Annotated in this window: 21 protein-coding genes; 7 read left to right on the top strand and 14 right to left on the bottom strand. The window is 71.5% G+C overall.

Going from position 1 to position 20,642, the window contains the following annotated elements; all coding sequences use genetic code 11:
• The first annotated feature begins 30 nt into the window (after positions 1-30).
• Entirely contained in the window at positions 31-1,029 is a 999-nt protein-coding gene (locus tag VFX14_21815) for a D-2-hydroxyacid dehydrogenase (protein ID HEU5192337.1), read from the top strand.
• Here the strand turns inward: VFX14_21815 and VFX14_21810 are convergent.
• From VFX14_21810 to VFX14_21800, 3 genes are all read right to left on the bottom strand, one after another.
• Positions 998-2,173, bottom strand: coding sequence for an MFS transporter (locus VFX14_21810; protein HEU5192336.1), 1,176 nt, complete (start codon positions 2,171-2,173; stop codon positions 998-1,000). The genes VFX14_21815 and VFX14_21810 overlap by 32 nt on opposite strands.
• 97 nt (positions 2,174-2,270) lie before the next feature.
• The gene (locus VFX14_21805) at positions 2,271-2,651 is read right to left on the bottom strand and encodes an STAS domain-containing protein (protein ID HEU5192335.1); all 381 of its coding nucleotides are present in this window, start codon (positions 2,649-2,651) and stop codon (positions 2,271-2,273) included.
• A 34-nt stretch (positions 2,652-2,685) separates the two neighbouring features.
• Complete coding sequence (locus VFX14_21800) at positions 2,686-5,001, bottom strand: SpoIIE family protein phosphatase (protein HEU5192334.1); 2,316 nt, start codon at positions 4,999-5,001, stop codon at positions 2,686-2,688.
• A 65-nt stretch (positions 5,002-5,066) separates the two neighbouring features.
• On the opposite strand from VFX14_21800, the gene VFX14_21795 reads away from it, so the two are divergent.
• Positions 5,067-6,413 carry an aspartate aminotransferase family protein gene (locus VFX14_21795; GenBank protein ID HEU5192333.1) on the top strand — a complete coding sequence of 449 codons (1,347 nt, stop codon included), beginning with the start codon at positions 5,067-5,069 and terminating at the stop codon, positions 6,411-6,413.
• 125 nt (positions 6,414-6,538) lie between these two features.
• Here VFX14_21795 and VFX14_21790 read toward each other — a convergent pair whose 3' ends face one another.
• The 3 genes from VFX14_21790 to VFX14_21780 are packed head-to-tail and all read right to left on the bottom strand — an operon-like array spanning position 6,539 to position 9,252.
• Positions 6,539-6,925, bottom strand: a complete 387-nt coding sequence (locus tag VFX14_21790) for a type II secretion system protein (GenBank protein ID HEU5192332.1) — start codon at positions 6,923-6,925, stop codon at positions 6,539-6,541.
• Positions 6,922-8,046 (bottom strand): zinc-binding dehydrogenase, encoded by a 1,125-nt coding sequence (locus VFX14_21785; protein HEU5192331.1) that lies wholly within the window; start codon positions 8,044-8,046, stop codon positions 6,922-6,924. The genes VFX14_21790 and VFX14_21785 overlap by 4 nt, the downstream gene beginning before the upstream one ends.
• A 3-nt stretch (positions 8,047-8,049) precedes the next feature.
• Positions 8,050-9,252, bottom strand: coding sequence for a CoA transferase (locus tag VFX14_21780; GenBank protein ID HEU5192330.1), 1,203 nt, complete (start codon positions 9,250-9,252; stop codon positions 8,050-8,052).
• 93 nt (positions 9,253-9,345) lie between these two features.
• Here VFX14_21780 and VFX14_21775 point away from each other — a divergent pair, with 93 nt between their 5' ends.
• The 4 genes from VFX14_21775 (at position 9,346) to VFX14_21760 (ending at position 12,649) form a co-directional block, all read left to right on the top strand.
• Positions 9,346-9,600, top strand: a complete 255-nt coding sequence (locus VFX14_21775) for a hypothetical protein (GenBank protein ID HEU5192329.1) — start codon at positions 9,346-9,348, stop codon at positions 9,598-9,600.
• 100 nt (positions 9,601-9,700) lie between these two features.
• Positions 9,701-10,762 carry a TauD/TfdA family dioxygenase gene (locus VFX14_21770; protein ID HEU5192328.1) on the top strand — a complete coding sequence of 354 codons (1,062 nt, stop codon included), beginning with the start codon at positions 9,701-9,703 and terminating at the stop codon, positions 10,760-10,762.
• Positions 10,759-12,294, top strand: a complete 1,536-nt coding sequence (locus VFX14_21765; protein HEU5192327.1) for an ABC transporter substrate-binding protein — start codon at positions 10,759-10,761, stop codon at positions 12,292-12,294. Before VFX14_21770 ends, VFX14_21765 begins: the two co-directional genes overlap by 4 nt.
• Positions 12,295-12,331: 37 nt before the next feature.
• On the top strand, positions 12,332-12,649 hold the full coding sequence (locus VFX14_21760; GenBank protein ID HEU5192326.1) for a putative quinol monooxygenase: 318 nt from the start codon (positions 12,332-12,334) through the stop codon (positions 12,647-12,649).
• Positions 12,650-12,652: 3 nt separating this feature from the next.
• Here the strand turns inward: VFX14_21760 and VFX14_21755 are convergent, their stop codons facing one another.
• From VFX14_21755 to VFX14_21745, 3 genes are read right to left on the bottom strand one after another with little or no spacing between them, the layout of a single operon-like run.
• Positions 12,653-13,213, bottom strand: coding sequence for a hypothetical protein (locus VFX14_21755; protein HEU5192325.1), 561 nt, complete (start codon positions 13,211-13,213; stop codon positions 12,653-12,655).
• A gap of 52 nt (positions 13,214-13,265) precedes the next feature.
• On the bottom strand, positions 13,266-13,736 hold the full coding sequence (locus VFX14_21750) for a VOC family protein (GenBank protein ID HEU5192324.1): 471 nt from the start codon (positions 13,734-13,736) through the stop codon (positions 13,266-13,268).
• The gene (locus VFX14_21745) at positions 13,733-14,077 is read right to left on the bottom strand and encodes a Lin0512 family protein (protein ID HEU5192323.1); all 345 of its coding nucleotides are present in this window, start codon (positions 14,075-14,077) and stop codon (positions 13,733-13,735) included. The genes VFX14_21750 and VFX14_21745 overlap by 4 nt, the downstream gene beginning before the upstream one ends.
• Before the next feature lie 102 nt (positions 14,078-14,179).
• Here VFX14_21745 and VFX14_21740 point away from each other — a divergent pair, with 102 nt between their 5' ends.
• Positions 14,180-15,112 carry a fumarylacetoacetate hydrolase family protein gene (locus VFX14_21740; GenBank protein ID HEU5192322.1) on the top strand — a complete coding sequence of 311 codons (933 nt, stop codon included), beginning with the start codon at positions 14,180-14,182 and terminating at the stop codon, positions 15,110-15,112.
• Here the strand turns inward: VFX14_21740 and VFX14_21735 are convergent.
• From VFX14_21735 to VFX14_21715, 5 genes are read right to left on the bottom strand one after another with little or no spacing between them, the layout of a single operon-like run.
• Positions 15,109-16,701, bottom strand: coding sequence for an aromatic amino acid ammonia-lyase (locus VFX14_21735; GenBank protein HEU5192321.1), 1,593 nt, complete (start codon positions 16,699-16,701; stop codon positions 15,109-15,111). The genes VFX14_21740 and VFX14_21735 overlap by 4 nt on opposite strands.
• Entirely contained in the window at positions 16,698-19,379 is a 2,682-nt protein-coding gene (locus VFX14_21730) for an AMP-binding protein (protein HEU5192320.1), read from the bottom strand. The genes VFX14_21735 and VFX14_21730 overlap by 4 nt, the downstream gene beginning before the upstream one ends.
• A gap of 8 nt (positions 19,380-19,387) precedes the next feature.
• Positions 19,388-19,591, bottom strand: a complete 204-nt coding sequence (locus VFX14_21725) for a 4Fe-4S dicluster-binding protein (GenBank protein HEU5192319.1) — start codon at positions 19,589-19,591, stop codon at positions 19,388-19,390.
• Positions 19,588-20,352, bottom strand: coding sequence for a hypothetical protein (locus VFX14_21720; protein HEU5192318.1), 765 nt, complete (start codon positions 20,350-20,352; stop codon positions 19,588-19,590). Before VFX14_21720 ends, VFX14_21725 begins: the two co-directional genes overlap by 4 nt.
• A complete protein-coding gene (locus VFX14_21715) occupies positions 20,352-20,642 on the bottom strand; it encodes a hypothetical protein (protein ID HEU5192317.1) in 291 nt (96 codons plus the stop codon). Before VFX14_21715 ends, VFX14_21720 begins: the two co-directional genes overlap by 1 nt.

Genomic DNA, 20,642 nt, shown 5'->3' with positions numbered 1-20,642 from the left:
CCGGAGGCGTCCGCTCCCGTCGCTCCCGTCGTGAACGTCCTCGTCACGATGCCGTTCAGCGAGGCGCAGCTCGACCGCGTATGCGCGGTCTCGCCCGCCTTGCGCGTCACGGGCGCGGATCCCGCGGCGGCGGACTACTCCGGCGTGGACGTGCTCTACGCCGGGGCTCCGCCGCGGGATCTCGCGCGGGCCCCGCGCCTCCAATGGGTGCAGCTCCACATGGCGGGGGTGAACGCGCTCGATGATCATCCCCTTTATTCCGGGAGCGCGATCCCGCTCACGACCACCAGCGGCGTGCACGCCGCCGCCATCGCGGAATATGCGGTGACCGTGATGCTGGCCCTCGCTCACCGCGTGCCCCGCATGGTGGAGTGGCGGGCCCGGGGCGGCTGGCCCGAGGATCGCGAGCGCTGGCCGCTCTTCGTGCCGGTGGAGGTGCGGGGCGCCACCCTGGGCATCATCGGCTACGGCAGCATCGGGCGCGAGCTGGCCCGCATGGCGAGCGCGGCCTTCGGCATGACGGTGCTGGCCTGCAAGCGCGACCCCAGCCGGCGCGCGGACCCGGGCTACGCGTTGCCCGGCGCCGGCGACCCGTCGGGAGCGATTCCCGCCGCCTGGTACGGCCCGGGCGACCTCCACGCGCTCCTCGCGCGCGCCGACGTGGTGGTGAACTGTGCCCCCCTCACGCCGGCCACGCGGGGGATGATCGGCGCCCGCGAGCTGGCGGCGATGAAGCCGGGGGCGTTCTTCATCAACGTGGGCCGCGGCGCCAGCGTGGACGAGGCGGCCCTCGCGGCGGCGCTGCGCGAGGGGCGCTTGGGCGGCGCCGCGGTGGATGTGTTCGCGGAGGAGCCGCCGCCGCGGGGGCATCCCCTTTACGGGCTCGACCATGTCATCGTCTCGCCCCACGTGTCGGGCTTTCTCCCCAGCTACGACGACAAGTGCGTGGAGCTCTTCGCGGAGAACCTGCGCCGCTTCCTCGCGAAGGAGCGGCTCCTCAACCTGGTCGACCGCGCCCTCGGGTACTGACCGGCCACCGGAGGGCCAGGGCGAAGCACGCCCAGCTCGTCAGCGCCACCGCGGGCGCGAGGCCGAAGGGCCACGCATAGGAGCCCGTCGCGTCGTACAGGAAGCCGGCGGCCGCCGGCCCGAGCGCGGCGCCCGAGCGCCAACCGAGCGCGAGCACGCCCATGATGGCGCCGATCGCGCGCACGCCGAAGAGATCGGGGATGATCTTCACCACGAGGGTATCGGTGGCGGCGAAGCCCGCGCCGAAGGCCGCCATCGCGCCGAGGAGGGCGGGGTGCGACGGCGCCCAGTAGAGCGCCACCAGCGATAGCGCGGTGATCAGGAACGCGAGCCGCTGGGTGGTGACGGAGCCGAGGCGGTCGGACACCACGCCGCCGAGGAGCCGGCCGCCGGCGGCGCCGATTCCGTACGCGGTGAGGGCCAGCGAAGCGCCGGCCAGCCCGATACCGGCATCGCGCGCGAACGGCACGATGTGCACGTTGACCATGAGGGCGAGGCCGCCCATGCAGAGCCAGGAGGCGTTGAGCAGCCACTGGCGCGGGTCGTGAAGCGCGTCCCGCAGCGTCGCCTCCATGGCCGCCGGGTGGCCGATCGCGATCGTTGCGGGCCGCGGCCCGACCTCGCCGCCTCGGGGGAGCCGGATGGTGAGGGCGGCGCCCAGGGTCAGGAGGCCGCAGCCGCTTCCGAGCATGGCGTAAGCGGCGCGCCAGCCGTACGCGCCGATCAGCCAGGCGGCGAGCGGCCCGCCGGTGACGTAGCCCAGGTTGAAGCCAACGAGCACGAGGGCGAGGGCGAGGCCGCGCTGGGTCACGAACCAATGAGTCACGGTGGCGGCCCCGAGCAGGTAGAAGCTCGACATGCCGATGCCGCCCAGCAGCCCCACGAACAGATAGAGCTGCCAGAGCGCGTGCACGGCGCCCACGAGCGCGAAGGCGGCGCCCGCCATAACCACCGTCGCCATCAGCAGGATGCGCGGGCCGTGGCGATCGGCCAGCCCTCCGATGACGAAGCCGGCGAGGCCGCCGACGAGGAGATTGACCGACAGGGCCGCGCTGACGGCGCCGCGGCTCCAGCCGAAGCTCTCCGCGAGGATGGGCAGGAAGACGCCGTAGGCGGCGAGCGGGGTGGAGATGCCGTAGGTCACCGCGAACAGGGCGGCGACGATCAGCCACCGGCGCGATGGCCGCCACCGCCGCGCGGACGCCTGGGGACGAGCGGACGGACCCAGCGAGGAGAGCGGGCTAGCGCGGGGGGCCGCCGCCCGCCTTGCGCTGCATGGCCGCGAGGTAGGCGTCGAGCTCCGCGACGCTCTTGAAGATGGTCACGTCGGGGATGGCCCGGACGATCTCGAAGGCCTTGGCCACCGGCGGCTGGAGATTCGCCATGAGCAGCGAGCCGCCGCGGTCGGCCAGCTGCTTGCGCGCGGCGAGGACGACGCGGATGCCCGCGCTGGACACGAAGGTGACCTCGGTGAAGTCGAGGACGAGCACCTTCGCCGCGCTCCCGAGAATCGGAGCGAGCTCGCGCTCGAGGATGCCCGCGGTCGCGCTGTCCAGGCTGCCGGAGGGCTGGACGCGCACGGTGGCGGCGGCGTCACGGCTCACTCGGACGGTCAGCGGCATGTCGTTCTCCTCTCTCGGGGAAGCGCCCGCGTCACTATAGCACCTCGCCCCGGCGGAGTCGGCGGACCAGACGCAGACGGTTCTCTCCGTCCTCCCGCGCGTACTCCATCGTGTCCATGACCGAGCGGGCCAGGTGCACGCCGAGGCCCCCCACCGGCCGCGTGTCCAGGGGGGCGTCCAGGTCGGGGGCGGCGGCCTCCAGGGGATTGAAAGCGGGGGCGCGGTCGCTGATGTCGAGCCGGAGCGCCTCCTCGGTGATCGCCACGCGTACGGCGATGGCGCCCGCCGGGTTGCCCGGGTAGCCGTACGTGACGATGTTGGCGAGCATCTCGTCGAGGCCCAGGATCAGGTCGTCGGTGGGCTCGCGCGGGACGCCGCGGGCCTCGCAGAGCTCCCGCACCGCGGTGGCCGCGCGCACCACCTCCTCGAAGGTCGCGCGGAGGTCGAGGACGAGATCGGCCGCCGCCGCCGGGCGTCCGCCCGGTCCCGCGTAGCGGAGCGCGAGGATGGCGATGTCGTCGGCCTGCTCGGCCGATTCCGCGAACGCGCGGACGCCGGTCAGGACCGCGTTGACCGCGGCGGCGGCGGAGATGTTGCCCAGTCCTCCCAGGAGCGCTCGAAGCCGACCCTCGCCGAAGAGCGCGCCGTCGGGCGACATCGCCTCGGTGACGCCGTCGGTGAACGCGACCAGGAGATCGTCGGGCGCGAGCTGCACGTCGGTGGCGGGGAACGCGAGCCCCGGCTGCACGCCCACCAGCGTGCCCTCGGAGGCGACGATCGACCGCGGCTCTCCGCCCGGGCGCACCAGCATTGGCGAGAGGTGGCCTCCGCTCGCGCAGGTCAGCCGGCCCGCCTCCACGTCGAGGACGGCGCAGAACAGCGTGACGAACATGCTCGAGGGATTGTCCGCGGCGAGGGCGTCGTTGACGCGGGCCAGGATCTCGTCCGGGCGGCCGCTCAGCCGCGCGAGGCTGCGGATCAGGGTAATCGTCATCACCATGAAGAGCGCGGCCGGGATACCCTTGCCGGAGACGTCGCCGACGACGAGGCACAGGTGTCGGTCGTCGATGCGGAAGACGTCGTAGAGGTCGCCGCCCACCGCGCGCGCAGGCTCGAGGCACGCGAAGCACTCCGCGGCGACTCCGCCGAGCGCGGCGAAGTTCCGGGGGACCAGGCCGCGCTGGATCTCGCGGGCCACGCGCAGCTCGCTCTCGAGCAGCTCGCGGACCGCGTCCTGATAGGCCTTGGCGCGCAGGAGCGCGCCCACGCGCGCCTTCACCTCGAGGATCTCGAACGGCTTCGTGACGTAGTCGGCGGCGCCGGCCTCGAAGCCCCGCGCCTTGTCCTGCACCTCGTCGAGTGACGTCAGGAACACCACCGGGATGTCGCGCGTGCGCGGATCGCGCTTGAGCCGGCGGCACACCTCGTAGCCGTCGAGCCCCGGCATCATGATGTCGAGCAGCACGAGATCGGGCGGCGCGACCGCCACGCTGCGCAGGGCGCTCTCGCCGTCCTGGGCCACGGCCAGCCGGTAGTCGTCCTTCAGGGCACGCACGAGCAATTCGACGTTGGTGCGGACGTCGTCGACGATGAGCACGAGGCGGTCGGCGAGCTCGCCCCGGGCCGCGGGTGGCGCCGACGCGGCAGGAGCGGGGGCCCCGGCGGCCGCCGGTCGGAGACCCGCGATGGCGCCGAGCAGCGCGCGGCCGGCGCGCGCGACCTCGGCCAGCGGCGTGGCGAGCCCACCGGCGCCCCCCCGCGCCGCATGCTCGAGGCTGCGGGCGGCGTGGTGCAGGGCGCTGGCGCCGAGATTGCCCGCGGCGCCCGCCAGGGCGTGCGCCTCGCGCCGGGCTTCCTCGGCGTCCCCGGCCCCCACCGCCCGCGCGAGCGCCGTGAGGTGATCCGCTGCCTGTGGAGCGAACGCGCGGAGGAGGTCCGCGAGCTCCGCGGGGGCCAGCCCCAGCCGCGCGCTCGCCGCGGCGAGATCGAGCTCGGCGGGCGCGGCCGCATCCTCGTCGAGCGCCCGCAGCAGCGCGGCAGGATCGAGCGTCGCGTCCGCCACCGTCACCAGCGGCACCGCTCGCGTCTCGGGCCGCGCCCGCAGCGCGCGCGTCAGCCCGGCCGCCCCCATCCCCGGCAGGTCGGCGGCGAGCACGATCAGGCCGACACCGCCCTGCTCGCCCCCACGCGCGAGCCGCACGAGCGCCTCGGGACCGGACGCCGCGTTGTCGGTCGCCACGCCGAGCGCGGCGAGCTGAGCGGCGAGCGATCCGCGCGCGGCGGGATCGCGCTCGACGACGAGCACAGTCCGGCCGCGGAGCGCCTCGGCGAGCGGAGCCGACCCCGGCATGGTGTCATCATGTTAGCCGAAATCTTTGCTTGCCCCGCCTCGCCGCATTGCCTACCCTGTGGCCCATGAGCACTCATGTCGACGACATCCGCCATCTCTGGACGCACAAGACACAGGACCACCCCTTTCTCAAGGATGACGAGCTGGTCATCGACCGCGCCGAAGGGGTGTGGGTCTGGACGGAGCAGGGGAAGAAGCTGATGGACGGCTTCGCCGGCCTTGCGGTGGTGAACGTCGGCCACGGCCGGCGCGAGATCGCCGAGGCGATCGCCGAGCAGACCGTCAAGCTGGCCTACTACCCGACCACGCGCCAGTTCTCGAACCGGCCCGCCGCCGAGCTCGCGGCCAAGCTCGCCACGCTCACCCCCGGAGACCTGCGCTACACGATGTTCGCGGTGTCCGGCTCGGAGGCCAACGAGCGCTCGATGCAGATCGCGCGGCAGTACTGGCTGGCCCGCGGCCGCTCGAACAAGTACAAGGTCATCGCGCTCCAGGGCGGCTATCACGGCGCCACCATGGGCACCTACGCGATCTGCGGCCTGCCGCACATGACCGCCGCGTACGCGCCGCTGCAGCCGGCGGGCTTCGCCAAGGCTGCGCCCCCGCATCCCTTCCGCGACCGCGGGACAGGCACCGACGCCGAGCTGGTGGAGCGGCGCGCGCGCGAGCTGCGCGAGATCATCGAGCGCGAGAACCCCGGCACCGTGTCCGCGGTGATCCTGGAGCCGATCCTCTCCTCGGCGGGCTTCATCATTCCGCCGCTCGGCTGGCTCAAGGCGGTGCGCGCGGTCTGCGACGAGCTGGACGTGCTCATGATCGCGGACGAGGTCATCACTGGCTTCGGCCGCACCGGACGGTGGTTCGCCTGCGATCACGAGGGCGTGGTGCCGGACCTCATGTCGGTGGCCAAGGGCATCACCTCCGGCTACATCCCGCTGTCGGCCAGCATCGCGCGGCCGCATCTGGCCGCGGCGTTCCCCGACGACACCACCCAGGAGAACGTGCACCCGAATACCTACGCCGCCCACCCGGTGGCCTGCGCGGCCGCGCTCGCGAACCTCAAGATCATGGAGCAGGACCGCCTGATCGAGAATTCGGCCGCCCAGGGGACACGCCTCCTGGAGGGGCTCCGCGGCGGGCTGGCCGGCACCAAGATCGTCGGGGAGGTGCGGGGCCGCGGGCTCCTCGTCTGCGTGGACCTCGTCGACCCGGACGGCTCGGGCAAGCCGCTCGACGGCAAGATCGTGGCCGACCTCGATCGCGAGGCCTGGAGCCGCGGGGCCATCGTCTACGCGCGGGGCAGCGTGCTCCGCCTCGCGCCGCCGCTCTGCATCACCAACGAAGAGACCGATCAGCTGGTGAGCGTCGTCGTCGACAGCGTCAGGGCGCTCGCGAAGAGCGTCGGCGGCTAATCGGGCGGCGATAAGGGCCCATCGGCTTCGTTGACGCCCTCGGCCGAGCGCTCAACGTACGGTAAGTACGCCTCGCGCCCGGCTCTCGTACGTCGCCTCGCCGCTGGACCCTTCTCGCCGCCCGATCAACAGCGGGTGACGTCGGTGACGATCAGGCGGAGCGTGCCGGTCGCCGGATCGTAGTCGAAGTCGCCGCCCTCGCACTGGAACTTCGGCGGGCCGGCCATCAGGGCGGCGACGCCGGCCTTGTCGGGCGGGAGCTTGCCCTCGTTCGTGGCGCGGTAGGTCTGGAGCGCCCCCTGCATCGCGGCCAGCGTGGCCTGATCCGCGGCCAGCCGCGTATGGGCGAGCGGCCGGTCCTCCTTGAACTTCTCCACGGTCTTCGCCGTCGAGCCGACGTAGCGGTAGAGCAGGGTGCCCACGATCGCCACGATCACCAGCACCAGCGCGATCTCGATCAGGCCGAGCCCGCGCTGATCCCCTCCGAGCCGCACCCCGCGGAGCCGCCTCACGCCATCGACAGCGCGGCCCGCGACAGGCGCAGGCCATCGCCGCCCCGCTGCATCCAGTCCGCTTGCTGGAACGCATCGGAGATCTTCTCGAGTGGATAGACGTGGGAGACGAGGCGCGCGAAGGGGAAGCGCGCCTGCCCCCGACGCAGGAAGGCGAGGGACTGGGCGAGCGCCCACGGGGAGTAGTTCGAGGTCCCGACGAGACGGATGTTGCCGCGCACGAGGGCGGTCGCGTCGAAGCTGAACATGTTGCCGGGCGCGATGGACCCGACTTCCAGGTAGCAGCCGCCGCTTCGCAGCATCCTGAGGCCCTCCGGCACCACGTCCGGGTAGCCCACGAAGTCCGCCACCACGTCGGCCCCGAACCCCTCGGTGAGGTCCTGCACGGCGGCGATGCGCCGCTCGGAGGTGGGGAGGTCCTCGAGGCTCAGGGTGTGATCGGCCCCGAACTCGCGGGCCAGGGCCAGACGCGCGGGCACGCGGTCCACCACGATGATGGTGCCGGCCCCCATGTCGCGGGCGACCGCGATGGCATTGAGGCCGAGGCCGCCCGCCCCCTGGATCACCACCGCGTCTCCCATGCGCACGCCGGCACGCGTGAGACCGTACAGCACCTGGGCGAGCGCGCAGTTGGCCGGCGTGGCCATGTCGTCGGACACCTCGTCGGGGATGCGGTAGACCCAGCCGCCCGGCCGCAGGTAGTAGTAGTCGCCGTAGGCGTTGTTGAAGTAGGGCGGGGTCCCCGCGACGCGGTTTGCGCGGCCCTTGCGCGGGCAGGAGCCCATCTCGTCGCGGGTGCAGACCGGGCAGCGGCCGCAGGGGAAGAAGTAGAGGAACGCGACGCGGTCGCCTTCCCGCAGCGGCGCGCCCGCCGAGTCCGTCGCCACGCCCGCGCCCAGCCGCTCCACGCGCCCGCACATCTCGTGGCCGAACGTCAGGTCCTTGGGGGGCGAGCCGTACACCTCCTTCATCTCGCCGCGCCAGATGTGCAGGTCGGAGCCGCACACGCCCGCGCGGGTCAGCCGGATCAGCACCGCCCCCGCCTCGGGATCGGGCACCGGATACTCGCGCAGCTCGAAGTCGCCGCCGTAGGCCGGGAGCACCGCGACCCGTCCCTTCATGGCTCAGATCACCTTTCTCTCGCGGAAGCCCGCGATGGCCTCGGCGTTGTAGCCCAGCTCGCCGAGGATGACATCGGTGTGCTCGCCGAGGGTGGGCGCGCGGTGGCGGAAGCGGCCGGGCGTCTTCGAGAGATCGACGGGCATCGGCGCCAGTGGCGCGGGGCGCGGCAGCCCGGGGTATTCCGTGTCGGCGAGGAGGCCGGCGGCGCGGATATGCGCGTCCTCGAGCGCCTGCTGCGGGGAGTAGAGCGGGCCCGCGGGAATCTTCGCGGCCTCGAGATCGGCCAGCGCTTCCGCGGTGGTGCGCTCGCCCGTCCACTCGTTCATGCGCTTGGAGATGATCTCGCCGTGGTCCCCGCGCGCGAGGTCGTCCGCGAAGCGCGGATCGGTGAGCCAGTGCTCCTCGCCCATGAGGCGCGCCCACCGCGTGAACATCGGGTTGCCGATGGCGTAAGCGATGATCCACCCGTCCTTGGTGCGGAAGAGATCGGAGGGCGCCGAGGTCTGCCCCCGGTTCACGGTGGCGATGCGATTCGGGCGCACCACCCCTTGCTCGACCAGAGTGGGATTGTTGAAGGCGACCGCCGTGCGCAGGAGCGCACCCTCCACTTTCTGGCCGTGCCCCGTCTTCTGACGCTCCATGAGCGCGGCCAGCGTCCCGAAGGCGGCGAGGGAGGCGGTGCCGCAATCCACCCACGCCACCGCGGCGCGGTACGGCTGCTCGGGCGTGCCGGTCAGATAGGCCGAGCCGCACATGACCTGGCCGATGCCGTCGAAGCCGTGGCGGTGGCTCCAGGGCCCGCCCGCGCCGAAGGCGGTGACGGTGGTGAGGATGATGTCGGGCTTCACGCGACGCAGGCTCTCGAGGTCCAGGGCCAGGGAGCGCAGCACCTCGGGCGGGAGGTTCGCGACCACGACGTCCGCGGTGGCGACCAGCCGCTGCACGATCTGCCGACCCTCGGGTGAGCTGGGATCGAGCGTCATGCCGCGCTTGTTCCGATTCATCACCACGTACATCGCGCCTACGCCGTCCTCGCCCACCGGCGCCACCCAGCGGTCCTCGCCGCCGTCGAGACGCTCGATGCGGATGACATCGGCGCCCAGGTCGGCGAGCAGCGCCGCACAGTAGGGCCCCGCGATGTAACGGCCGAAGTCGAGGACGCGCACGCCCGCGAGCACACCCGGAGCAGGACGAGAGTCGGTCACCGGCGGTCTCCTTTCATGACGAGGCGATCTTCGCCCATTCATCCGGCAATGGCAAACGCGGCGCGCCCGGCCGCGTCGCGGTAGAATCGGCCCATGGCGGATGCGGCGCTCGCGCGCGTGGTGGACCATCTCGCCGCGGGGGACTGGCAGCAGGCGCACACGATCGTCCAGAAGCACGAATCCACGCTCGCGGCGTGGTTGCACGGCATCGTGCACACCCTCGAGGGTGACCTGGACAACGCGCGCTACTGGTACGGGAAGGCGCACCGCGACTTCCCCGGGGCCGAGGCGGTCGGCGACGAGATCACCGCCGCCCGGGCCGCCCTCGCCGCTTCGTCCTCCGCCTGACCATCCATTGACGACGCCCTGCCAACGGTGCCATCCTGCGCCCTGGCAGCGGCTGGCCGCGCCCGTCTCCATCCGGATCCCACAGCGGAGGTCTCGTCCCATGGCCATCACCATCGCGCGGCCCCTCGGCGGTCCCGCCGCCTGGAAGGGCGAAGAGCTGAGCCGCAGCACCGACTGGATCTGGCCTGTCCCCGCCGAGGCGGTGGCGGAGCTGCACGCGGCGGTCGAGGGCGTCAGGCGCCGCGGCCTCGTTTGGCGCGACATCACCCGTGGCGACTTCCCGCTGCCGGGCTTCGGCCGCATGCTCGCGGCGGTGCAGCGCGAGCTGGAGGACGGCCGGGGCGTGGCGCTGCTCCGCGGCCTCCCGGTCGAGCGCTACGACGAAGAGGGGCTGCGCGCGCTCTACTTCGGACTCGGCGCGCATCTGGGCAGCGCGCGGTACCAGAACTCGCGTGGCGAGCTGATCGGCGAGGTGCGCGACGAGCTGCGCGTGTACGGAAACGTCGCCCAGCCGGCCATGCCGGGGCGCACCGCGGACGCGCCGCCCACTTCAAGATATAAGGCGCGGTCGTCTGGTCCGCTGCGCTTCCACACGGATCGCACCGACGTGGTGGCGCTGCTCTGCGTGCGCCAGGCCCGGACGGGCGGCAAGAGCAAGGTGGTCAGCTCGGTGGCGATCCACGACGCGATGCTGGCCCGGCGACCCGAGCTCGTCGCCCTGCTGCTCCAGGACTATCACCGCAGCCGCGAGGGCGAGGAGGCGGGCGGCGAGCGCCGCACCTACGCGCTGCCCGTCTGGGGCATCCGCGACGGGCGCTTCACCAGCCAGTACTCGCGCACGTTCGTCGAGGCCGCGCAGCGGCTGCCCGGCGTCCCGAAGCTCACCGCCGCGCAGGACGAGGCGCTCGACCTCCTGGCCGAGCTGGCCGAGGAGCTCTGCTACGAGATGACGCTGATCCCCGGCGATCTACAGCTCCTCAACAGCCACGTGACCTATCACGCCCGCACCGCCTATGAGGACGACCCGGCCTCGCGCCAGGACCGTCTGCTCTATCGGCTCTGGCTCTCGATGCCGAACAGCCGGGCGTTGCCGCCCGGCTTCGAGGTGCTGTGGGGCCGCATCGAGGCCGGCGCGCTGCGCGGCGGGATCGACCAGGTATGAGGCGCGCGGCGCGGGCGGTCGCGCTCGCCGCCGCGCTCGCGGTCGGCCTCGCGGGCTGGCCGGCGGGGGCGGGCGCGCAGGGCAAGCCGGAGGGCGAGATGCGCTGGGCGCTCTACGTGAACGTGTCGCCGATGTGGTTCGACCCCGGCGAGGTGGTGGGCGTGATCACGCCCTTCTGGATCCTCTATGCGCTCCACGACGCGCTCGTGAAGCCCATGCCGGGCAATCAGTTCGCCCCGAGCCTGGCCGAATCGTGGACGGTGAGCGGGGACCAGAAGACCTACGAGTTCAAGCTCCGCCAGGGCGTGAAGTTCCACAATGGCGATCCCTTCACCGCGGAGGACGTGAAGTTCTCCTTCCACCGGGCCAAGGGCAAGCTGCTCCATGAGAAGGTCAAGGACGTGGTGATCGTGGATCCCCACCGGATCCGCTTCGTGCTCGTGGAGCCCTGGCCCGACTTCATGACGTTCTACGGCACGTTCGCCTCCGGCGCCGGCTGGGTGGTGCCGAAGAAGTACATGGAGCAGGTGGGGCCGGACGGCTTCAAGAAAGCGCCGGTCGGGCTCGGGCCCTACAAGTTCGTGAGCTTCACGCCGGGCGTCGATCTGGTGATGGAGGCCTACGAGGGCTACTGGCGGAAGATGCCGGCGGTAAAGCGCCTCGTCTACAAGAGTGTGCCCGACGCGACCACGCGCATGGCGATGTTGAAGCGGGGCGAGGTCGACCTCGCCTATCTCATCGACACGCCCGTGGCCGACGAGGTGAAGCGCGACCCCAATCTGAAGCTGGTCTTCTCCGGCGGCATCGGGACCGTCTACCTCGACTTCTTCGACATGTGGGACCCGAAGTCGCCCTGGGCCGACAAGCGCGTCCGGCAGGCCGCCAGCCTCGCCATCGACCGCCGCGGGCTCAGCGACGTGGAGACGGTGGGCGCCTCCACCCCCACCGGCAATGTGGTGCCCAAGGGCTTCGACTTCGCCCTGCCCCTTGAGGCGCCGCCCTACAACGTCCAGCGGGCCAAGCAGCTCCTTGCCGAGGCCGGCTACCCGAACGGCTTCGACGCGGGCGACCTCTATCCCTGGCCCCCCTACACCTCCCTCGGGGAGACGGTGACCAACTACCTCGCCGCGATCGGCATCAAGACCCGCGTGCGCACCATGGAGCGGGCCGCCTTCTACACCGCGCTCGCCTCCAAGAAGCTCAAGGGGGTGTGCGTGTGCATCAACGCGGTCTACGGGAACGCGGCGTCGCGGCTCTCCGAGACGGTGCCGGCGGAGGGGTCGTATACCTACGGGGCGTGGCCGGACATCGAGGCCCTCTACGCCCAGCAGGCGCGCGAGACCGACCGGAAGAAGCGCGAGGCGCTGCTCCACCGGATCCAGCGCGAGCTGGCCGAGCGCGTGCGTTTCGCGCCGATCTACGAGTACATCTGGCCCAGCGCCATGAGCACGCGGGTGGCCGAGCCCGCGCTGATGCTGATCAACCCGTACCCGTGGTCGGCGCCCCTCGAAGAGGTGCGCCTCAGGAAATAGACCCCGCGGCAGTCGACCCGACCGACAAGGAGCCGCCATGCTCGCGATGTGGGTGAAGGTGCGAATCAAGCCGGATCAGCGGAAGAAGTTCCTCGACGCCATCGAGGTGGACGCGCTGGGCTCGGAGCGGGACGAGCCGGGATGTCTGCGCTTCAATGTGCTGCAGGACGAGAAGGATCCGAACGTCTACTACTTCCTCGAGGTCTACAAGGACCAGGCCGCGCTGGAGGCGCACCGGACCATGCCGCACTACGCGACGTGGCGTGCCGCCGCGGACACCCTCGACGGGCCCACCGAGCCCACGCGCTGCGCGACGGTCTTCCCGTCGGCGCGCGCCTACTGGGGCAAGGTCTAGGGCCTAGCGCTGCCCGAGCGCGCGGTTCGCGACCTCGACGGTCTGCTTGTCGGGGTCGAAGCGCAGGGTCTCCTTGGTCTCGACGTCGCCGCCGGTGACGCGGATGAAGATGGTGTCGTCGCCGAACTCGATGGAGTGGATGTCGCCCACCGCGAACACCGCGGCGTGCCCGGGCTCGTTGAGGAACTCCCGCTGGAGCTCCACCCGCGCGTGGCCGGGCCGGCTACCGTCGTCCAGCCGGCGCCACCGGCGCATGCGCGTGGGGTTCCGGTAGTTCCCGTAGATCACCCAGCACGGCCCGTGGTCGTGTACCGAGGACTTGCCGGCCTTCTCCCGTCCGTGCACGAGCACGTGGATGTCGGTCTCGGGGTCGTGGGCGATGGTGGCGCGCTCGGTGTAGGGGACCGGGTTCCCGAGATGGGTCGTGAGGAGTTCCGGGTTGTGCAGGAGCTTCTCGAGATGGCCCCGGATCTCGGCGAGGCCGGAGGGGACACCCTTGGCCCGGATGGTCGCGCGCGTGTCGGCGAGGAACTGCTCGAGGGAGTAGGTCGTGCTCACGGCCATGGCGGTCTCCTTTGTCGAGGCTCCGTCGCCGATGATAGCAGAGGATGCGCGCTCAGGGCGCCTTGAGGCCCCGGCGCGCCAGCTCTCCGGCCAGGTCGAGCGCGCGCGTCGGCGTGGGCACGCCGTCCGGGCGTGTCCAGAAGATCTCGAACTCGAGCCCATCCGGGTCCTTGGCGTAGAGCGAGAGGCTCACGCCGTGATCCGACGATCCCACCAGCGCGCCCGCCTCGACCAGTCGCCGCTGCGCGGTGACGAGGTCGGTGAGCGCGCCCACCTCCCAGGCGGCGTGGTACATCCGCGCGACGCCCTCGTGGGGCGGCGCCACGCCCGGCTGCTCGAACAGGCCCAGGTGATGGTCGTCGGGGGTGCCGGGAATCTTCAGGAACGCGGCGTGGGGACGACGATGCTTGACCTCGAAGCCGAGGAGGTCGCAGTAGAAGCGGACGCTGCGCTCGACGTTCGACACCCAGAGCACGAGGTGCTGAAGACGCTTGAGTCCGATGCCGACGGCGGTGGTCGTCACGGCATGACTCCCTTCCCGTCGTCCACGCTCACCGTGATGGCGACGCACGCGATGAGGGTGTCGGCGCCGGGTACGCGGAGGCCGCCCGCCACCGGGTGCACGGTGACCTCGCCGTGCGGAAGCTCGCGACGCACCCGCTCGACGTCCACCTTGTCCGGATCGGGCACACCCACCGTGACGTCCACGAGCATCCGGCCCCCGCGGGCGCGCACGTCCTGGAACAGGGGAAGGCTCGAGTGCCGGATGGCGTCCGAGACGCCGCGGCACGCGGCCTTGGTCACATCGTTGCCATGCACGTCCACACCCATCCCGAACTCGAGGACCATCGCTTTGGGGCTCATGCTGGCCATGGTTCCCGATGGCGCCGCCCCTGTCAACGGGGGACGGCCCGGGGTGTATAGTCGGGGGGCCTCAACCCAGGCAGCATTCCAAAGGAGGCCCGCGTGAAGATCCTCTTCTTCGACGAGTGGCGGCTGGGCGTGCTCAAGGGCGACATCGTGGTGGATGTGACCGACCTCACGCGCGACATCCCGCGCCTTCAGGCCCAGGACCTGATCCGCGGCCTCATCACGCGCTTCGACGAGTATCGCGGCCGGCTCCAGGCCGCCGCCGACGCGGGCAAGGGCGTGCCCCTCGGCCAGGTGCGCCTCCGGCCGCCGCTGCCGAGCCCCGGCACCATCGCCTGCATGGCGGTGAACTACATGGAGGACGGCACGCGCAGCGAGCCCGCGCCCATCAACGCCTTCTTGAAATCCCCCGGGGCGATCATCGGGGTCGGCGACACCATGATCTTGCCCGACGTGCCCGCCACGATCTTCGAAGGCGAAGCCGAGGTGGCGCTGGTGATGGGGGCGCGCGCGTCCAAGGTGCGCGCGGCGGACGCCATGCGCCATGTGTTCGGCTACGTGAACTTCATCGACGGCTCCGCGCGCGGCCTGCCCCCGGCCGGGAACACGTTCTACCAGATGAAGAGCCGGGACACCTTCGCGCCCATCGGCCCCTACATCGTGACCGCGGACGAGATCGCCGACCCGCACAAGCTCCAGGTGCGGCTCTGGGTCAACGGCACGCTCATGCAGAACTTCAACACGAGCGACATGGCCCACACGATCCCGCGCTGCGTGGAGTGGGTGACCTCCATTCACGCCCTGGAGCCCGGCGACCTCCTCGCCACCGGCACCAATCACCGGGGGCTTTCGGGCTTCCAGGACGGAGACCGCATCGAGCTGGAGACCGAGGGGCTGGGCCGCCTGCGCTTCGGCGTGCGCGACGATCTCAAGCGCACGTGGTCCCGCGAGACGCGGCTCGACCGGCAGAACAAGGGCGAGGAAGGGACCACGCCCCAGCTCAGCGGGAAGTATTCGAAGACCGGCTAGGCCTCGATGGCGTCGACCAGGACGCCCGAGCACATCAGCTCGACGACGCGCCCGATGTCCGGCCGCAGCTCCCGGTCGAAGTCCACGAAGGGGGAGACCTTGCGCACCGCCTCGTAGACACGGCGAGTGCCCTCGCCGAGGCGGTCCGCCCCGCGGAGATCCGCGGCCTGACAGAGGATCAGGAGGTGGATCGCCGCCACGCGCTGCGTGAGGTCCACCACCTCCCGCGCCTGCCGCGCCGCCGTCGCGCCCATCGAGACCTTGTCCTGGTTGTGACACGCGGTGGAGCGGCTGAACACGGTCATCGGCGTGCAGGCGTTGAGGGCCTCCGCGGTCAGCGCGGAGATGGCGAGCTGCATACCCTTGAAGCCGTGATGTGTGCCCGCCTCGGGATGATCGTCGGGGAGCGGGTTGGTGCAGCACATCCCCAGCCCCATGTTGTACTTCTCGTCGTTCAGCAGCTCGAACTGCCGGTCGAGCAGATCGGCCACGCTCGCCACCGCCGTCTTCAGCGTGTCCATCGCGAGAGCGACGTGGAAGCCCGAGAAGTTGCCGCCGCTCCGCACCGTGCCCGCCTCGAGGTCGTAGAGCGGGTTGTCATTGCTCGAGTTGAGCTCGATGGAGAGGATCTGCCGCGTCCAGGTCACGACGTCGTGGAGGGCCCCCACGCACTGCGGGGCGCAGCGGATCGAGTACTTGTCCTGGATCTTGGCCTCCAGCCGGCGATAGCCCTTGTCCAGCGTGCCCAGCTCGTGCACCAGCTCCGTGTAGTCGCGCGCGAGTCGGCTGCCGCGAAGGAGGCGCAGGGTGCGCGCGGCGGAGGCGACCTGCCCGGGATGCGGCTTGGCGGTGTCGTGGAGGAACGGGTCGAAGGGCCCCGTGATGCCGGTGAGGGCCTCGGTGGCCAGGGCGGTGCAGGCGTCCGCGATCACGGCGAGGCGGTGCGCGTCCTGCAGCGCGAGCGCGCCCACCGCGGTCATGAAGTTGGTGCCGTTGACCATCGCGAGGCCTTCCTTGGGCTCGAGCGTCATCGGCGCGAGCCCGGCTTCCGCGTAGACCTCCGCGGTCGGGCGCACGCGCCCGCCGTGATAGACATCTCGCTTGCCCATCACGACCGCAGCGATGTAGGAGGCCGGGATGAGATCGCCGCTCGCGCCCACCGAGCCCATGGCCGGGATGCACGGGATGACGTCGCGGTTGAGCAGATCGATCAGGCGATCGATCAAGGCGGGGCGCACGGCGGAATAGCCCTTGGCGAGGCAGTTCACGCGGGCCAGCAGCATGGCGCGGCACTCCTCGACCGGCATGTACTCGCCCACGCCGCAGCCGAGGTACGCGATGAGATTGCCCTGGAGGCGCGCCGCCCGGTCGAGGCCGATGTGGCGGTCGACGGAGTCGCCGAGCCCGGTCGTCACGCCGTAAATCGGCATGCCGCGCCCCATCAGCTGCTGATTGAGCAGGTAGGAGCGCGCGATGCGATCGTTGACGTCGCGGCCGCCGTGGAGGTCCACGCGGGCGCCGTGGCGTGCGACCGCCTCGACGGCCTCCACGGTGAGGGACCCGCCGTCGATCGTGATAGACGACGTCATGGCTTCTCTCCTTGCGATGCGGTGTCCGCGGTCTTGAGGATCGCCTCGAGGCGCACGGCGAATGCGTCCACGTGTCGGGTGATACAGGTCAGGTGCTCTCCGGGAATGACGCCGACCTCGACCTTCGGGATCAGGCGCGACCAGCCGAGATCGTGCCGGTGCGCGGGCTCACCCTCCGCACGCAGTAACACGGTGCGCCCGTCGAACGGCGGGGGTGCGTAGCGCCGCAGCGTGGCGCGGTAGACATGGCGGCGGCCGAGGGTTGGCTGCGCCGGGGCTGGTGGACGTTCGGACGCGCGGACGAGGCCCAGCCGTCGCACGATGCCGCGCGCCCAACTGGCGAGCGCACGCCGGGCGAGGGCGGCCTTCTGGGTCCATGACGACACCCGGAGCTCGCGCACCCGACCTCCGTAGTACTGGCTCCACCGCGTGATCCGGTCCGACAGGTGATCGACGCGCGCGGCGATCCGCCTGCGCGACCCGTCCGAGAAGCCGCGCAGCGTGCCGACGCGATCCACGACGCGCTGGAGTGCAACCTGCGCGCCGGTCGGCGCCTGCGACTCGACGAGGATGGTGACTCCGACCCACTCGCCCTCGGCGCGAAGCCGCCGCGCCATCTCGAGCGCGACGAAGGCGCCGTTGCAGTAGCCGCCCAGCAGATACGGCCCATGGGGCCGGGCGGCGCGGAGAATCGCGAGCCGGTCCACCGCCATCTCCTCGATAGTCGAGGGCACGGCACGCCCATCGATTCCGTGGGGATGGAGCACGTAGAACGGACGCTCGGGATCCAGGCCACGCGCGAGGGCGTGACAGTAGAGGCCCCCGCCGTTGTAGTCGCCGTGAAGGTAGAAGAACGGGAGCCGCTTCCCCCGCGCGCGCAGAGTGAGGAGCGGCTTGCGCAGCCAAGCGCGGTTCGCGAGGAGAGCGGCTGCCAGGGCACCGACGGTGCTCGCCTCCAGCAGCGCCGACGGTGGGATGACCCGGCCGCAGACGCGCTCGAGCGAAGCGACGAAGGCGGCGGCGTGGAGCGAGCTGCCGCCGAGCTCGAAGAAGTCATCGGTCGCGCCGATGGGACGAACGCCGAGCAGAGCCTCCCAGATGCTCGCGATCTGATGCTCAAGGGGATTGCGGAGGTGGACGAATCCGGGCCGGCCGGCGGCCTCCGCGGGAGGCAGGGCGGCGCGATCGACCTTGCCACTAGGGGTGACGGGTAGGGTCGCCAGGTGTACGAACATTGCGGGCATCATGTACTCTGGCAGGCGCGCGCCGAGGAATGCCCGGAGGGCCGCGGGTGTGGGCGCGCTGTCTCCCGCCGGCACCACATAGGCGACAATCCGCGTGTTGCCGGAGGCGTCCTCTTGCCCCGCCACCGCCGCCTGGCGGATCTCCTCGTGCTCGAGCAGGTGCCGCTCGATCTCGTCGGGGTGCACGAGATAACCGCGGACTTTCACCTGGTGATCGAGACGGCCGATCAGCTCGAGGCAGCCGTCGGGGGCGAGCCGCCCGAGGTCGCCGGTGCGGTAGACGCGTGGGGCGTTGCCCGTCGCATCGCCCGAGAACGTGGCGCGCGTGCGGTCGGGACGCCGCCAGTAGCCCGGCGAGAGATAGCGGCTGCGCACGGCGATCTCCCCGCTCTCCCCGGCGGCCCGCGGAGCTCCGTCCTCGCCGAGGATGAGGATCTCCACGCCCTCGAGCGGATAGCCCGCCGGCACGCGGCCCGGCGCGAGCGCGGTGTCGGGACCGATGCGGTATTCGACGATGCCGCTGGCCTCGCTGGCGCCGTAGCCCGCCACCAGCACACAGCCGGGGGCGAGGCGCGCCCGGAGCCGCTCAACGTCCTCGCGGAACAGCGCCTCGCTGCCCAGGCGAACGATTCGGATCGAAGGAAAGCGTCGCTGGGTGTCCAGGCTGCCCAGGAAGTGGCGGAGCGTGGTGACCACGGCGCAGAGCACGGTGATGGCCTCGCGCTCGATCCACTCGGCGAGCGCGGCCATGCCCGCCCGCCGCACGTCGAATGGCAGAAGGGTCGCGCCGCCCAGGAGCGCGGCGAGCACGTCGCGGAGCCCCGCGCCAAAGGCCGGGGAATGCAGCGCGCTCACGCGATCGTCGGGGCCGATGCCGAGGGAACCCACCGCGCAGCGCGCGCGGTGGAGCAGGTTGCGATGGGTGCGCACGACGCCCTTGGGCTCGCCGGTGGAGCCGGACGTGTAGAGAAGGCACGCGAGCGCGTCGGCGCCGACCTCGGGGCGGAGCGGCGGGACCCCGGCATCGAGGTCGAGGGCCTCCAGCCGGATCACGGGCCGCGCGCCGACGTCGAAGGACGGCGCCCCGTCGGTGACGACGAGCGATGCTTCCGCGTCGCGCAGGATCGCCTCGAGTCGCGCCGGCGGCAGGGTCGGATCGAGAGGCACGCAGAAGCGGCCTGCCTTCCAGGTGGCGAGCATGGCGAGGATGGTCGCGGCGGGCACGTCGGCGTGCACCGCTATCGGGAGGTCGTCCGCGCCGCCCGCTCCCAGGATGGCCCTGGCCACCGCGTCCGAGCGCCGGTCCAACTCGCGATACGTGAGGCGCCGGTCATCACCCACGATGGCGAGGGCATCGCCACGCGCGGCGGCGACGCGCGCAAACCGGGCGGGGACGGATCCCTCGACCTCGGAGGCGGAAAACGCGCCGGCCATGATCCCGCTCAGGGGGTGGCGATGTCGTACTGCACGAGCGCGGGAGGCACCGGGCAGTACGGGAGGCACACCGCGCAGCCTGTGCACTCGTGCGACAACACTTCGAACCGGTGGTGGATATCCTGCATGCGCGGATGCACCGCACCCTCGGGACAGGCCTCGCGGCAGAGCCCGCAGGCGATGCAGTGGTCGTCGTCGATGCGGACCTTCACGCGCCGCCCTCGCGCCGCGCCCCGAAGGCCGGGTTCATGGTGGTGGCCCAGGGCTTGAGGAGGAAGTCGAAGGCCTCCTCCACCGGGCGCTGCTCCTCGGCGGTGAGGCAGTAGGCGTCGAGCTGGTACTTGCCCTCCATGAAGTGCATGAGCTCCTCCGCCTGCTGGCTCTTCATCTGGTGGCGGATGAGCGGATCGTCGACGGCCGCGAGCGTGGCGGTGATGCCGAGGCAGGCGATGGCCTCCACGAAGTAGTTCTGGGCGGCGCGGGCGAGGGGATGGAGATGCGCGAACATGGAGGTGAGGCCGAAGTAGGCGAGGTTGTCCTGCGCGTTGGCCTCCACGCTCGCCATCAGCTCGTCTTCCCTCTTGATGCGGCCGCCGCGGAGGAGCACGTCGGCGTTGAGCTGGCCGTGCTTGACCTCGTCCCAGATCTGGCGCGCGCGCATGCGCTGGAGATCGATGTAGCGCGCCTGCTGATCCATGGGCACGGAGAGGAGCTGGGTGGACATCTGCTTGATGGACATCTGCGGCCCTTCCAGCGCGTAACCGGCGAGCGCGCGCTCCATCTTCCAGTCGTCGCCAGTCAGGTGGCGGTCGGCCTCGCCGCCCTTCACCGCCCGCGCCGTCGCGCCGTTCCAGATCGGCAGGCAGCGCGCGGTCATCCGCATGCGGAACTCGACGCCGGGACCGGCGAAGCCGGTGGGCGTGACCCACGCGTCCATGAACTGCTGCACGAGCGGGTGATTGGGCCGCGGCATCACGCGATCCCCCGCGGCACGCGCCGGTCGGACGTCCACACGTCGGGCGGCGGGGGCACCAGCGAGCGTCCGCTCGCCGCTTCCACGATGGAGCCGGGTGCGGGACAGTACATGAGGCACGCGGTGCAGCCGGGGTAGAGGCAGCGGGCGGGGTCGATCTCGAAACGATGGCGCGGCTCGGGCGCCACGTACACCGCGTTCAGGTCGATCTCGCGGCAAACCACGTAGCACATGCGGCACTCGGTGCACGCCTCGTGGTCGACCCGGATGGGGATGCTCGCGGGGGGCAC

The sequence above is a fragment of the Candidatus Methylomirabilota bacterium genome (assembly GCA_035764725.1).
Taxonomy (GTDB): domain Bacteria; phylum Methylomirabilota; class Methylomirabilia; order Rokubacteriales; family CSP1-6; genus DASRWT01.
The sequence above is the reverse complement of the archived record's forward strand: the minus strand, read 5'-3'. Positions and strand labels throughout refer to the sequence as shown.

Coding starts and splice junctions, on each gene's coding strand:
- VFX14_21805 (HEU5192335.1), bottom strand. CDS start 2,651: ATGCCGCTGACCGTCCGAGTGAGCCGTGACGCCGCCGCCACCGTGCGC.
- VFX14_21800 (HEU5192334.1), bottom strand. CDS start 5,001: ATGCCGGGGTCGGCTCCGCTCGCCGAGGCGCTCCGCGGCCGGACTGTG.
- VFX14_21795 (HEU5192333.1), top strand. CDS start 5,067: ATGAGCACTCATGTCGACGACATCCGCCATCTCTGGACGCACAAGACA.
- VFX14_21785 (HEU5192331.1), bottom strand. CDS start 8,046: ATGAAGGGACGGGTCGCGGTGCTCCCGGCCTACGGCGGCGACTTCGAG.
- VFX14_21775 (HEU5192329.1), top strand. CDS start 9,346: ATGGCGGATGCGGCGCTCGCGCGCGTGGTGGACCATCTCGCCGCGGGG.
- VFX14_21770 (HEU5192328.1), top strand. CDS start 9,701: ATGGCCATCACCATCGCGCGGCCCCTCGGCGGTCCCGCCGCCTGGAAG.
- VFX14_21765 (HEU5192327.1), top strand. CDS start 10,759: ATGAGGCGCGCGGCGCGGGCGGTCGCGCTCGCCGCCGCGCTCGCGGTC.
- VFX14_21760 (HEU5192326.1), top strand. CDS start 12,332: ATGCTCGCGATGTGGGTGAAGGTGCGAATCAAGCCGGATCAGCGGAAG.
- VFX14_21755 (HEU5192325.1), bottom strand. CDS start 13,213: ATGGCCGTGAGCACGACCTACTCCCTCGAGCAGTTCCTCGCCGACACG.
- VFX14_21745 (HEU5192323.1), bottom strand. CDS start 14,077: ATGAGCCCCAAAGCGATGGTCCTCGAGTTCGGGATGGGTGTGGACGTG.
- VFX14_21735 (HEU5192321.1), bottom strand. CDS start 16,701: ATGACGTCGTCTATCACGATCGACGGCGGGTCCCTCACCGTGGAGGCC.
- VFX14_21730 (HEU5192320.1), bottom strand. CDS start 19,379: ATGGCCGGCGCGTTTTCCGCCTCCGAGGTCGAGGGATCCGTCCCCGCC.
- VFX14_21720 (HEU5192318.1), bottom strand. CDS start 20,352: ATGCCGCGGCCCAATCACCCGCTCGTGCAGCAGTTCATGGACGCGTGG.